This window comes from Rhodobacteraceae bacterium Araon29, assembly GCA_039640505.1.
Classification (GTDB): Bacteria; Pseudomonadota; Alphaproteobacteria; order Rhodobacterales; family Rhodobacteraceae; genus CABZJG01.
The window spans coordinates 2,415,411-2,428,613 of record CP046865.1; the positions used below are offsets into that span (position 1 = coordinate 2,415,411).

11 protein-coding genes are annotated in these 13,203 nt (G+C 52.8%); 6 read left to right on the forward strand and 5 right to left on the reverse strand.

Going from position 1 to position 13,203, the window contains the following annotated elements:
* Window positions 1–1,344: a SidA/IucD/PvdA family monooxygenase gene (locus GN278_11665; protein ID XAT61343.1), complete on the reverse strand. Its 1,344-nt coding sequence runs from the start codon at window positions 1,342–1,344 to the stop codon at window positions 1–3.
* A gap of 407 nt (window positions 1,345–1,751) precedes the next feature.
* Between GN278_11665 and GN278_11670 the strand changes: the two genes are divergently transcribed.
* The 5 genes from GN278_11670 (at window position 1,752) to glnT (ending at window position 7,993) form a co-directional block, all read left to right on the forward strand.
* Entirely contained in the window at window positions 1,752–3,140 is a 1,389-nt protein-coding gene (locus tag GN278_11670) for an ammonium transporter (GenBank protein ID XAT61344.1), read from the forward strand.
* A 524-nt stretch (window positions 3,141–3,664) separates the two neighbouring features.
* The gene (locus GN278_11675; GenBank protein ID XAT61345.1) at window positions 3,665–4,561 is read left to right on the forward strand and encodes a glutamine amidotransferase; all 897 of its coding nucleotides are present in this window, start codon (window positions 3,665–3,667) and stop codon (window positions 4,559–4,561) included.
* A 2-nt stretch (window positions 4,562–4,563) separates the two neighbouring features.
* On the forward strand, window positions 4,564–5,247 hold the full coding sequence (locus GN278_11680; GenBank protein XAT61346.1) for a protein GlxC: 684 nt from the start codon (window positions 4,564–4,566) through the stop codon (window positions 5,245–5,247).
* A gap of 11 nt (window positions 5,248–5,258) precedes the next feature.
* Window positions 5,259–6,605, forward strand: coding sequence for an FMN-binding glutamate synthase family protein (locus tag GN278_11685; protein XAT61347.1), 1,347 nt, complete (start codon window positions 5,259–5,261; stop codon window positions 6,603–6,605).
* A 56-nt stretch (window positions 6,606–6,661) separates the two neighbouring features.
* Window positions 6,662–7,993: a type III glutamate--ammonia ligase gene (gene glnT, locus GN278_11690; GenBank protein XAT61348.1), complete on the forward strand. Its 1,332-nt coding sequence runs from the start codon at window positions 6,662–6,664 to the stop codon at window positions 7,991–7,993.
* Between the two features lie 238 nt (window positions 7,994–8,231).
* On the opposite strand, the gene GN278_11695 is transcribed toward glnT, so the two are convergent.
* On the reverse strand, window positions 8,232–9,767 hold the full coding sequence (locus GN278_11695; GenBank protein XAT61349.1) for a hypothetical protein: 1,536 nt from the start codon (window positions 9,765–9,767) through the stop codon (window positions 8,232–8,234).
* Window positions 9,768–10,013: 246 nt separating this feature from the next.
* On the opposite strand from GN278_11695, the gene GN278_11700 reads away from it, so the two are divergent.
* Window positions 10,014–10,241 (forward strand): hypothetical protein, encoded by a 228-nt coding sequence (locus GN278_11700; GenBank protein XAT61350.1) that lies wholly within the window; start codon window positions 10,014–10,016, stop codon window positions 10,239–10,241.
* On the opposite strand, the gene GN278_11705 is transcribed toward GN278_11700, so the two are convergent.
* From GN278_11705 to GN278_11715, 3 genes are read right to left on the reverse strand one after another with little or no spacing between them, the layout of a single operon-like run.
* Complete coding sequence (locus GN278_11705; protein XAT61351.1) at window positions 10,210–10,389, reverse strand: hypothetical protein; 180 nt, start codon at window positions 10,387–10,389, stop codon at window positions 10,210–10,212. The genes GN278_11700 and GN278_11705 overlap by 32 nt on opposite strands.
* On the reverse strand, window positions 10,374–11,159 hold the full coding sequence (gene caiD, locus GN278_11710) for a crotonobetainyl-CoA hydratase (protein XAT61352.1): 786 nt from the start codon (window positions 11,157–11,159) through the stop codon (window positions 10,374–10,376). The genes GN278_11705 and caiD overlap by 16 nt, the downstream gene beginning before the upstream one ends.
* Entirely contained in the window at window positions 11,149–13,200 is a 2,052-nt protein-coding gene (locus GN278_11715) for a CoA-binding protein (GenBank protein ID XAT61353.1), read from the reverse strand. The genes caiD and GN278_11715 overlap by 11 nt, the downstream gene beginning before the upstream one ends.
* Window positions 13,201–13,203: the final 3 nt, after the last annotated feature.

A 13,203-nucleotide genomic window follows, 5' to 3' on the forward strand; every position in this document is an offset into this window, starting at 1 on the left:
CTAATTCTGCAAATATACTTCTAAGGTATCATCCAATGCATCTTTCCACGGGGTATGATGTATCGGGGCCATTGTGCCAGTAATGACCGACTTATAGGCATTGTCTCGGAACGACATGATATTGACCGACTTGTGGTTTTTCCATTGATAGAAAGCCTCACAAGCGCCATCCACATCGAAATTAGGATAATCTGTTTCTGCGACCAACTCTTTGACGTAATCCCCCTGATACTTAATCGCGTATTTTGTATCGTCACTGGCTTCTTCACGGGTTTCACGCTCGGCCACATCAGCCATAAGCGCCGCCTTATCTGATGGAATTTCGATTTTGCCCATCATCACATCTCGCGCCCACCACGCTTGGGCATCAAACATATTAAAGGTAAACCATTGATCCTGCATGCCTAGGTAAAAGAGGTTAGGATTATGCACCCAAGCCATGCCCTTATAAAGATCTGCTGCTGCAAGACGGTTGACGGTTTTGAGACGAAGATCGTCAGGCAAAAACGGGAAATGATGCTTATATCCGGTGCATAGGATAATTGCATCGACCTCTTTTTGGGAACCGTCTTTGAAATGGGCCGTTTTTCCATCGACTTTCAGTAGCGCCGGTACTTCTTGCCAGTTGTCTGGCCAATCAAACCCCATCGGGGCAGTGCGATGCGCAACAGTGACCGACTTGCAACCGTATTTCCAGCACTGCGACCCGATATCCTCAGCTGAATAGCTGGTGCCAAGGATCAAGATATCTTTCTCAGCAAATTCGCGTGCATCCCGAAAATCATGGGCGTGCAATATGCGTCCGTTAAAGCTTTCAAAGCCCTCATAATGCGGCACATTCGGGGTGGAGAAGTGCCCGCTTGCCACCACTACGTGATCAAATTCTTCGCTGTAACAGCTGTCCGAGTTGTGATCATGTACCGTAACAGTAAATTGCGCAGTGTCAGGGTCGTAACTGACCCAGCGCACCACAGTTGAAAACCGGATCCATTTACGTACATCGGCTTTTGCAACGCGGCCTTCTATATAATCGAACAAAACTGCGCGCGGCGGATAGGAAGCGATCTGACGCCCGAAGTGTTCTTCAAAGGAATAATCGGCAAACTCAAGCCCCTCTTTGGGACCGTTTGACCAAAGGTACCGGTACATCGAGCCATGGCAGGGTTCGCCGTTTTCATCCACCCCAGTGCGCCAGTCATAATTCCACAAACCGCCCCAATCGGACTGTTTTTCAAAACAAACAATGTCCGGAATGTCTGCGCCTTTTGAGGCAGCAGATTGAAACGCTCTAAGCTGCGCCAGTCCTGACGGACCAGCACCAATAACAGCCACTCTTTTATCCATGAATTTCTCCCATTAAGCGGACATTTTGTTGTCCTTTTTCTTGTACTATTTGGAAGTGCTTTGTGAATTCAGTCAATCATTTAATACGCAAACTAAGCATTCTCGAAACCATAAAAACTTAAAGATTAATCTATGTGACCCAATTTTGTACCAATATATCCTTTAGGTGGTGTTATTTTTCTACAATATTCTTTTTGGAATATTTATCCCAATCTACAATTGGTTAGCATCAATTTCTTTACTAATTTAAACAAATTTGTTAAATTCAAAATTATTTTTATATACCAATTTAGATCCAATTATTCCTTTTTCTACATTTTCCTTTGCATGAAAAAATAAAACATGCTCTGCTGAGATCAGCACTAAATTGTGCCAACAACAAAAAATCAACTTGGAGGACTCACATAGTGGAAGAACAAATCGCAGAGCTGGCCGCTCAGGTGGCAGCGCTAGAGGCGAGCGCGGGTGTGACCAACACCATGTTTGCCGAAACCTATTATTACTTGACCATACCCCTGATGATCATCATACACGCCGGGTTTCTGGCCTATGAAATGGGCGCATCGCGGATGAAGAATGTATTGTCATCCGGCGTCAAAAATATTCTGGCTTTTGCCTTTATGATCCCAACCTTCTACTTCTTTGGCTGGTGGATCTATTGGGCCTTTCCCACAGGCATAACACTTTCGGCCGGTGCAGCTGGCATATCCGGCGCCGAATATGCATCAGCGATTGCATTTGGTTGGGGTGAAAGCGCTCAGTATATGGGGCCAAATATTGCAGATCAGGCTTCCGGTGTCTTCTTTGGCGCATTTGCCCTTTTCGCCTGTACAACGGCCTCGATTATGTCCGGTGCGGTCATTGAACGTATTCAAACTGTTGGTTTCACTATTTTGGCCATCGTTCTTGGCTCGTTCGCATGGGTTGTTGCAGCGGCCTGGGGCTGGCACGCAGATGGCTGGATGGTCACCATGTTTGGTCTTCACGATTTCGGAGCAGCAGGACTTGTCCACGCGGTCGCCGGCTTCTTTGCCCTTGGTATATTGGTCAATCTTGGACCACGGATCGGCAAATTCAATGCTGACGGTACTGCCAATCATATCGGCGGACATAATATGCCCCTGACCGTTACCGGTTTGATGCTGATTATCGTTGGCTTCTGGGGTTTCTTGATGGCTTGTGTGATTGTACCCGGCGAAGGCTTTTCATGGTATGAAGCCGCACCAGCAACGATTTACGGCACGCCGATCACCCTATCAGCGCTTGCCTTTAACATCTTGATGGGTATTTCAGGCGGTATCATTGGCGCTTGGATATACACAAAAGATCCGTTCTGGATGATGTCAGGTGCGCTTGCAGGGATCATCTCTGTGGCATCAGGTTTGGATATCTACTTCCCAGGCTTGGCCTTTATCATTGCCTTTGGTGCAGGTGTAATCCTTCAACCCTGTGCAGTCTGGCTTGAAAAACGCGGCATTGATGATGCGGTTGGCGCAGTAACAGTGCACGGCACTATCGGTCTTTATGGATTGATCGCGCTGGGCATTTTTGCATCGGGCTACCCTGCTCTTCAAGGCGAGGGCGCTCCGACCATCAGTCTGGTTGGCCAGATTGTTGGCGCGGTTGTCTTCTTCCTGCTCGGCTTTGTACCCGGCTATGTCGTGTCGTTCATCTTGAACATGTTGGGCATGCTGCGCACACCTGAAGCGGCTGAAAAAGCGGGGCTTGATCCAACCAAAGTACCTGCACAGGCCTATCCAGAGGGCATTTCAGCCTCACCTGCGGCAAGCAGTTAATCTAACCAAATAAAGGAGAACTGATATGGGATTTCCATATGATACCGCAGATTGGGCCGTTGTAGATGGCGCTATGTTCATGGGTTGGGGCGGCTCTGCCCCCGGCATTTACACCCTGATCGCAGCGATTATCTGCGTGGCAGTGCTTTGGGTGGGCAACAGCTCTGAAAAAGCAAAATATAAGGATGCTGAAAAGTAATCCATTTGCAAGGGGGGCTGGGCCAGATATGGCCCCGCCCCTGTCTCTTGCCCGGCCGAGACCCTTCTAAACAGAACGGGTCTTTTTTTTGCCCTCTGCCTTGGTTTAAATACGTTGACCGAACCATATAGATGGGCGGTTGGCGCGAAGACAATCGCGCCTTTACATCATAAGGCCCATGATTGGCCTAAGGATGGACATCAAAAATTCACTCTTGATACATAGTAGTATTTTTAATCTAAGGAAACTTTGTTTCGTATTAGTTGAATACCTGAAACGTTAGTGCTAGCCTTCGAATCGTTATAAATGCGAAAGGACGGGGCTTATGTGCGGTATTGTTGGGCTGTTTCTCAAAAACCCATCACTTGAACCCGAACTGGGCAGTATGCTCACCGAAATGCTGGTCACCATGAGCGACCGCGGCCCCGACAGCGCCGGCATCGCCATTTATGGTCAAGAGGCGCAAAACCGTGCCAAACTGACCCTGCAGTCAGAACAGCCCGCGCGGGACTTTGCGACTTTGGCCAAAGAGCTTGGCGCTGCGCTTGGTGGGGATGTCTCCCTAGTGGTCAATGACACCCATGCAGTTTTAGAGTTGGATGAAACATCTCTCGCAAAAGCTCGGGCAAAGCTGCCGCAGCTGCGCCCAGATGTGCGGATCATGAGCGCTGGCGACACGATAGAAATTTACAAAGAAGTTGGCCTTCCTGCAGAGGTCGCAGACCGTTTTGGGCTGCAAAATATGTCAGGTACACATGGCATTGGGCACACACGTATGGCCACGGAAAGCGCAGTGACCACCATGGGGGCGCACCCCTTCAATACCGGTCCAGACCAATGCCTTGTCCACAACGGCTCACTGTCCAATCACAATTCCCTGCGCCGCAAATTGCGCCGCGAAGGCATGGCGTTCGAAACTGACAATGATACCGAGGTTGGCGCCGCCTATCTCACTTGGAAAATGCAAACTGGCAGCACCTTGGGTGAAGCCCTGCAAAGCGGGCTTGACGATCTTGACGGGTTCTACACCTTTGTGGTGGGCACCAAAGACGGCTTTGGCGTGCTGCGCGATCCAATTGCCTGCAAACCGGCAGTGCTGGCCGAAACCGATGATTATGTGGCCTTTGGATCGGAATACCGCGCCTTGGTCAACCTGCCCAACATCGAAGCGGCCCAGGTCTGGGAACCCGAGCCTGCAACCGTTTATTTTTGGAACCACTGACGATGCAAACATTTGACTTAGAAGCTGATGGGCTACGCGCTTTGAACGCTGCGCTGCAAGCCCAAACCCAAGAAACCAATCAAACCTCTTGGCAGGTGCTGAACCCAAAGGGTGCTCATGCGGTTGCGGTGGGCCTTGATGCGCCAATTGACGTGCAGGTCAAAGGCTCAACCGGCTATTACTGCGGCGGCATGAATAAACAGGCCAGCATCCGCGTCAGCGGATCGGTCGGGCCCGGCGCTGCAGAAAACATGATGTCAGGCCGCATCATCGTCGAAGGCGATGCCAGCCAATATGCCGGCGCGACAGGACATGGCGGCCTGTTGGTTATCAAGGGCAATGCTGCATCGCGCTGCGGCATTTCCATGAAAGGCATTGATATCGTGGTGCATGGCAATATTGGCCATATGTCGGCCTTTATGGCGCAATCCGGCACACTGGTGGTCTGCGGTGATGCAGGCGATGCACTGGGCGATAGCCTCTATGAGGCACGGCTTTTCGTGCGAGGATCTGTCCAGTCACTTGGCGCTGACTGCGTGGAAAAAGAAATGCGGACGGAGCATATTGAACTGCTGCGCGAACTTTTAGAGGCTGGCGAGTGTGACGCCAAACCCGAAGAGTTCAAGCGCTACGGATCCGCGCGCAAGCTGTATAATTTTGATATCGACAACGCCGGCGATTATTAAGGAACCGCGACATGAGCAACGATAAATCACCAAACATTCCGCGCACCGAACCCATTATGTCCGCCACGTTCACTCCGGCAGTGAACGCTGAAATCCGCCGCGCTGCGGCCACCGGCATTTATGATATCCGTGGAGGCGGCGCGAAACGGCGGGTGCCGCATTTCGACGATCTTTTGTTTTTGGGCGCGTCAATGTCGCGCTATCCCTTAGAAGGCTACCGCGAGCGCTGCAATACCAGCGTGAGCCTTGGCACGCGCTATGCGCAAAATCCAATTGAGCTTGATATCCCGATCACAATTGCCGGCATGAGCTTTGGCGCATTGTCTGGCCCCGCCAAAGAGGCGCTTGGACGCGGCGCATCGGCTGCCGGCACCTCAACCACCACAGGTGATGGCGGTATGACGCCTGAAGAACGCGGCCAATCCAGCAAGCTGGTCTATCAATATCTGCCCTCACGCTATGGCATGAACCCCGATGATCTGCGCAAAGCCGACGCCATTGAAATGGTGGTGGGACAAGGCGCGAAACCCGGCGGCGGCGGGATGCTTTTGGGACAGAAAATCAGCGACCGCGTGGCCGAAATGCGCACTTTGCCCAAAGGTATTGATCAACGCTCGGCCTGCCGCCATCCGGACTGGACCGGCCCTGATGATCTTGAAATTAAAATCCTCGAGCTGCGTGAAATCACCGGCTGGAAAGTGCCGATTTATGTAAAAGTGGGCGCAACACGGCCCTATTTTGACACCACATTGGCGGTTAAAGCCGGCGCTGATGTGGTGGTGATCGACGGCATGCAGGGCGGCACAGCCGCCACGCAGGATGTCTTTATCGAACATGTAGGCTTGCCAACACTGGCCTGCATTCGCCCCGCGGTCAAAGCCCTGCAAGATTTGGGGATGCACCGCGAGGTACAACTGGTTGTGTCCGGCGGCATTCGCAACGGCGCTGATGTGGCCAAAGCCATGGCTTTGGGCGCGGATGCGGTGGCCATCGGCACCGCTGCGCTCATCGCTTTGGGTGATAACGACCCCAAATGGGAAGCAGACTATCAAAAGCTGGGCACCACGGCGGGGGCCTATGACGACTGGCACGAAGGCCAAGACCCGGCAGGGATTACCACCCAAGACCCCGATCTGATGGCCCGCTTTGATCCGGTTGAAGGTGGGCGAAGACTGCGCAATTATCTAAAGGTTATCACGCTTGAGGCACAAACCATTGCTCGTGCCTGCGGTAAAAATGACCTGCGCAACCTTGAGCCTGAGGATTTATGCGCATTAACCATTGAAGCGGCCGCCATGGCCGGAGTACCTTTGGCTGGAACAGCCTGGGTGCCCGGCGCTGCAGGAGAGATTACATAAGGCAAGAAACGCATTGCGACTTTGCCACATGACTGAACAGGGAAAGGAAACCGTCCATGACACAAGATTTAGCCGCCTTTGCCGCGGAAAACGGCGTTAAATACTTTATGATTTCATTCACCGACCTGTTTGGAGGGCAGCGCGCAAAACTAGTCCCAGCGCAAGCGATTGCCGACATGCAAGAGGACGGCGCTGGCTTTGCTGGTTTTGCCACATGGCTGGATATGACCCCGGCGCATCCTGATATGCTGGCGGTGCCGGACCCCTCATCCGTAATCCAACTGCCGTGGAAGCCCGAGGTCGCCTGGGTGGCGGCCAATTGCGTCATGGAAGGCGAAGATGTGGCGCAAGCCCCGCGCAATGTGCTGCGCCGCCTGATTGACGAAGCAGCCAGCGAAGGGCTGCACGTCAAAACCGGGGTTGAGGCAGAGTTTTTCCTCATGACCCCCGAGGGTAATAAAATCAGCGATGCCTATGATACGGCTGAAAAGCCCTGCTATGATCAACAGGCAGTGATGCGGCGCTATGATGTGATCCGCGAGATTTGCGATTATATGCTCGATCTGGGGTGGGGCCCTTACCAAAACGACCACGAAGACGCCAATGGCCAGTTTGAAATGAACTGGGAATTTGCCGATGTTCTGGTCACCGCAGACCGCCATAGCTTTTTCAAATTCATGACCAAATCAGTGGCCGAAAAGCACGGGCTGCGCGCCACCTTTATGCCCAAGCCGGTCGAAGGGCTAACCGGCAATGGCTGCCATGCGCATATCTCGGTTTGGGACGCCGCAGGTGAGGCCGCCTCAACCAATATCTTTGCCACCAGCAAAAGCGATGGCCCAACAGGAGAGCTTGGCCTCTCTGAGCAAGGAAAATACTTTCTGGGCGGCATTATGAAACACGCAAGTGCTTTGGCAGCCATCACCAACCCGACCGTCAACAGCTATAAGCGGATCAATGCACCGCGCACCATGTCGGGGGCCACATGGGCGCCAAATACAGTGACATGGACCGGTAATAACCGCACCCATATGGTGCGCGTTCCCGGCCCCGGGCGGTTTGAATTGCGCCTGCCAGATGGGGCGGCCAACCCCTATTTGCTGCAGGCGGTCATCATCGCTGCGGGACTGGACGGTATTAGAACCGAGGCTGATCCCGGAAAGCGCCATGACATAGATATGTATGCCGAAGGTCACAAAGTGCGCGGCGCACCGAAACTGCCATTGAATATGCTAGATGCGCTGCGCGCCTATAACCGTGATAAAGAGCTGAAAGCGATGATGGGCGATGAATTTTCCGAAGCTTTCTTGAAGCTAAAGCATCAAGAGTGGAATGCCTTCGTGTCGCATTTCTCCACATGGGAGCGGGAAAACACGCTGGATATCTAGGCGGTTACTCGTGCTATGCGCTAACAGATCGCAGCATTAGATTTGCGGCCATAAACCGGCAGCGAAGATAAGGCTTTGCTATTAATCTAGCGATTGCGGCCTGCTGAAAATCTGGGGCAGAGCGGATTGCCTTAACCAATAAACCGTCATGTAGTGCATTGCAAAGCTTGGCCTTACAGATGGGCATTAAAAGGCGGCGGCAGATCCAAAGCCCTAAGCTCAATGGCAAAACGGCGGTTTAAAAGGCCCCAATCCACATCGCAACGCTTAGCAAGATGCCAAGATAATATTCAGCAAGGGTTTCTATCACCGAGCCACAGTAATGCCAAACAAGCCAGCCAAACCCACCTAATACCAGAAATGGAATAAGCCAAATTGTTCCAACGGCTAATGGCGCTAATACGTGCGCTTGGGGGGAATGCGCGCTGCGATCAACAAGGTTTGCAGCAATGCGGCGCACAGGTAACGGCACCAAGGCTTGGGCCGCCAGCAAAGTTAAAACCCCGTGCAATGTCGTCGGCAGAGCCGTTGAAAAAACCATGGCATACAGCCACCAATAGGCATGCGGATCAGTGTAAATAACGCCAAACAGCGCCCCAAGATCCACAAACACCCCCCCGGAAATCTGGTTCAATCCGGCGATAACAACCGTCAGCGTCACACCGAGGCCCAGAAAAAGAACAAGCGCCACAATAATGTCACAGGCGCCATAGAGCATGGGTTGTTTTGCGCTTAAACCAAGGCGCATTAATGTAAGGGTGGCGGCGTAAGACAGAAAATCAAAGATTGCATTTAAAAGCGGCAGAACACCTAAAAACAAAAACAGGCCTCGGTTTTGTTGTGATATATCAGCAACCGGCACAAGGGTGAAAACTACAACCCACACCATGGGCAGCAGCAAAGTTAAAACAAGCCTGGCCAGACCTTGTCGTGATTTTTCGTCAAGCCTCTCAATTGCGACTGCGACTGCGAATGCGAATGCGACTGCGGCTAAGCCTGCGAATGCGGCTGCGCCTGCGAATGCGAATGCGAATGCGACTGCGAATGCGACTGCGGCTGCGCCTGCGAATGCGACTGCGGCTGCGAATGCGAATGCGACTGCGGCTGCGCCTCCGAATGCGACTGCGGCTGCGACTGCGGGTGCGGCTGCGGCTGCGGCTGCGCCTGCGACTGTGAATGCGAATGCGAATAATGGCAGCCAGCCCGAAACACTTCGCATGAACCGTTTCGGGCTGGCTGCTGCCCATTTCGACAAAGGCCATGATGCGAAAACAAATGCAATTGCAAATAGTGTCGCGGCACGGTCTGGCCAAAATGGGGCTGCGGGTAAAATAACCGACGTTCCCAGCCGGCCATCCTGTCCAAAGCCAACCCAGACAATCAGCAAGCACAGAATTGGGTATACCGTAGCAAGCAGCAAAGCCCGATCATACAGCTTCCAGCTTAGCGCCGCCCAAGCGGTTTCAAGGGTATTAGAGCGCTCTTTTAAAGGATCACAAAGGCGGGACCATAAATAATCAACAACCCTTTCAGTTGGATAGCTATAGATCTGAGTAAAAGCTTTTTCGCGCAGGGCGCCTTCAATATAGTCGCGTGGTTTTTGCTCTAAAGTTTTCACAAGCGCAATCAGCATTAGAACAACCCATAACGCTGCTATTGCAGTAATCCACCAGTGATCAAAAAGTCTCGCAACCGCCAACACCACAGCCGTGATTGCGCCTAAAATTGCTAAAGGTAACCCCCAATCTAACGTTTTGGATTTCAAATCACCCATAGAAATTCAAATCACACCTAAAAATAGATTGCCGTTTTCAAATACTCGCAAAGGTCATAATGCGTGAAGCAAAGTCTAATGTCTATGCTCGGCGCGCCTTTCTATCTGAAAGTCACCGGCGGCTTTCAACAGATGCGCTGCCTCTAGGTTTTTAGAACCTGCTGTGATCGGATTTTGATGCGCGCGCGCCTTGCCCTAAATTAAGTTCAGATGGTTTTACATCGTCAATTTTAGCGCTGTATTGCCATGCTGGATCGAAACGACATATTTTTTGAACATTGGCAAATCAAGCGCAGCCCTGATGAGGCAGCGGCTTTGGCCGATATTCAATTTGGCCACGTACTTTACCGGTATTACACCATCCCAATCGCGCGGCGCCCCCTGCCCGCAGTTGCGCAATATTATAGCCGGCTCGCGCGGCGCCCTGCCTATAAAGCCCATGTCATGGTGTCGTTTGACAAGCTGCAAGCCTAACTCTTTTGGCCCCTAAAGGAATGCGTAAAACTGGGCGCAAAGCCGCCAAATATCCCCAAATTCCAGCCATTTTCCACACCTGCGCAAAACTGCCGTAATACCGACGCGATACAGATGCCGCTTTGGCCGCCTTTAGCGGCCTTTCCACACCGGATCACGCTTTTCGGCAAAGGCGCGGGCGCCTTCGAGTTGATCCTCAGAATGATAAAGCACATCGATGGTTTCGAACTGCGATTGGGTGATTTTATTAAGGCAGTCCTGAAACTTCATATCCTCGGCCTCGCGCACCACTTCTTTGATCGCCGCATAGACAAGAGGGGGGCCAGAGGCCAGCAATTCTGCCATTTTTCGCGCCTCGGGCATGAGATCAGCAGAGGAATGTACCCTGTTAATCATCCCCCAGCGCGCGGCTTCTTCGGCATCCAGCCAGCGACCCGTTAGCAGCATTTCCATTGCAATATGATAAGGAATGCGCTTGGGCAGCTTGATGCTTGCCGCATCGGCAATGGTGCCACTGCGAATTTCGGGCAGCGCAAAACTGGCATGATCAGCCGCCAGAATAATGTCGCAGGACAGCGCAATTTCAAGTCCGCCACCACAGCAAATACCATTCACAGCGCAAATCACAGGTTTGTTTAAGCCGCGCAGTTCCTGCAATCCGCCAAAACCGCCAACTCCATAGTCGCCATCGACCGCATCACCATCAGCCGCCGCTTTCAAATCCCATCCCGGACAGAAGAATTTTTCATTCGTTGCGGTCAATATGGCCACCCTTAGCTCAGGATCATCGCGAAAATCGCGAAACACCTCGCCCATGATCCGGCTGGTGGTCAGATCAATTGCATTGGCCTTGGGACGGTCAATGGTCACCTCAAGAATATGGCCGCGCCGCTCGGTTTTAATCGGATCATCTGTCATCGCGCTCTCCTATTTTGATCAATGCATCCGCCGCCACTGCGCCCTTTTCAGTAACAATCAACGGGTTAATTTCAACTTCCTCTACTTGGTCACAATGCGCAATCACATAGTCTTGCACTGCCAGTATTGCATCAACAATTGCATCTCGGTTGGCCGCTGGCTTACCGCGATATCCAGCCAAGACGCGGGCGATTTTGAGCTGATCTAGGGCGCTGTGCAACGCGCCCTTTTCCACCGGCAAAATCAACGATACACGATCTTGCAAAACTTCGGTCAGAACCCCGCCCGCAGCAAGGGTCAGAACAAAGCCATGGGCGGGATCGCGCAGCACACCGACGAGCAATTCGGCAATCGCTCCTGTCACCATTTCTTCGATAAGCCATGTCTGGGCTTGCATATCTTGCACGGAAGCCGCGAGAGCGGCGGCATCTTCAATCCCGACTTTCACCGCGCCAGCTTCGGATTTATGCGCAAATCCCATGGCTTTTAAAACTACAGGATACCCGATTTTATCCACAGCAATCAGTATGTTATCAAGGCTGCTCACTTGCTGTCCGTTTGGCACCTTTAGACCAAAAGCGGACAGGTCTGATTTCGCCCTATGTTCGCTGAGCAATGCGCTTGTAACGGGTTGCTGCCCTTGTAAAATCGGTGGGCTCTGTGCGCCAATTTTACTGCCAATAAAGGCCGCGGCCTCAATGGCGCCGAGCGCCTCGGGCAGACCGCACAGCGGTAAAATCCCGTGCTCAAGCATCCTTAGGGCAATATCTTCCGGAATATTCTCTGGCACAGAGGCCACCAAAGCCAAGGGCTTGCCGCTAGAACGGGTCGCAAGAACGGCAGCCTCAAGCACACAATCCCAAGCGGCCTGCGAGCAGCGATCTGCACGGGGGAAATCCACGATGATACAGCCGATCGCAATATCGCCCTGCATCATAGCCGAAAACGCCGCCCCCATGCCGGGGCCATCGCCCCAAATATAGGTGTGATAATCAAGCGGGTTGGCCAAAGCCACCATTGGACCAAGCGCCGCGCGCAATCCCGCCTTTTGCGCGGGATTAAGCTCTGGAAAGACAATATCACGGGTCATGCCAGTATCGGCCATCAAGCTTGCCTCGCCGCCGGAACAGGACATAGACGCCACTTTATTGCTGCTCAGCGGACCGGTGAAATGCAGCAACTTTAAGGTTTCCAACAGCTCAGTTAAGCTTTCAAGCCGCGCAATACCTAGCCGGCGCAGCACCGCCTCGGCGCCCGCGTCACTGCCAGCGAGTGACGCAGTATGCGATAGGGTTGCGGTTTGGGCTTGGCTAGAGCGGCCCACCTTGATCGCGGCTATGCCTTTGCCTTGCGCCTTGGCTTCCGCGGCCAGCGCCTCAAAGGCAGCAATATCGCCGATCCCTTCAATGTGCAGGCCAAGCGCGGTAATGCGCGGATCACGCAGCAACGCAGCGCCAATCTCTGCAAGACCAATTTGCGCCTGATTTCCAGCCGTTACCATAAAAGCAATGGGCAGGCCGCGCTGCTGCATGCTGATGTTGATCGCCATGTTCGAGCTTTGGGTGATAATGGCAACGCCGCTTTCAACCACCTGCCCGCCGTGCTGATCGGGCCAGAGCGGTGAGCCATCCAGATAATTCACAAAGCCATAGCAATTGGGGCCTATGATCGGCATCGGCCCTGCTGCTTCAAGCAGCGCGTTTTGCAGGGATGCACCGTCATCTGCCTCGGCGTGCGCTTCTAAAAACCCCGAGGCAAAGCACACGGCCCCGCCGGCGCCCATGGCCGATAGGTTCGCGATCACATCGACGGTGGCATGCCGGTTGACCCCGACAAAACAGGCATCCGGCGGCTGCGGTAAATCCAGAACCGAAGCCGCGGCTTTAATGCCCGCCACATAGTCGGCCTTGGGATGCACTGCGTAAAGCGCGCCTTGGTAGTTCATTTTTTTGCACTGCTCAAGAACCGAGCGGCACCACACACCGCCGCCTACAACAGCGATGGATTTGGGTTTGAACAGCCTTGCAAGATCAAAGCGCATCTT

Excerpts from the sequence above, each read along its gene's own strand:
- GN278_11665 (XAT61343.1), bottom strand. The coding sequence starts at position 1,344 with ATGGATAAAAGAGTGGCTGTTATTGGTGCTGGTCCGTCAGGACTGGCG.
- GN278_11675 (XAT61345.1), top strand. The coding sequence starts at position 3,665 with ATGTGCGGTATTGTTGGGCTGTTTCTCAAAAACCCATCACTTGAACCC.
- GN278_11680 (XAT61346.1), top strand. The coding sequence starts at position 4,564 with ATGCAAACATTTGACTTAGAAGCTGATGGGCTACGCGCTTTGAACGCT.
- GN278_11685 (XAT61347.1), top strand. The coding sequence starts at position 5,259 with ATGAGCAACGATAAATCACCAAACATTCCGCGCACCGAACCCATTATG.
- glnT (XAT61348.1), top strand. The coding sequence starts at position 6,662 with ATGACACAAGATTTAGCCGCCTTTGCCGCGGAAAACGGCGTTAAATAC.
- GN278_11695 (XAT61349.1), bottom strand. The coding sequence starts at position 9,767 with ATGGGTGATTTGAAATCCAAAACGTTAGATTGGGGGTTACCTTTAGCA.
- GN278_11700 (XAT61350.1), top strand. The coding sequence starts at position 10,014 with ATGCTGGATCGAAACGACATATTTTTTGAACATTGGCAAATCAAGCGC.
- caiD (XAT61352.1), bottom strand. The coding sequence starts at position 11,159 with ATGACAGATGATCCGATTAAAACCGAGCGGCGCGGCCATATTCTTGAG.
- GN278_11715 (XAT61353.1), bottom strand. The coding sequence starts at position 13,200 with ATGCGCTTTGATCTTGCAAGGCTGTTCAAACCCAAATCCATCGCTGTT.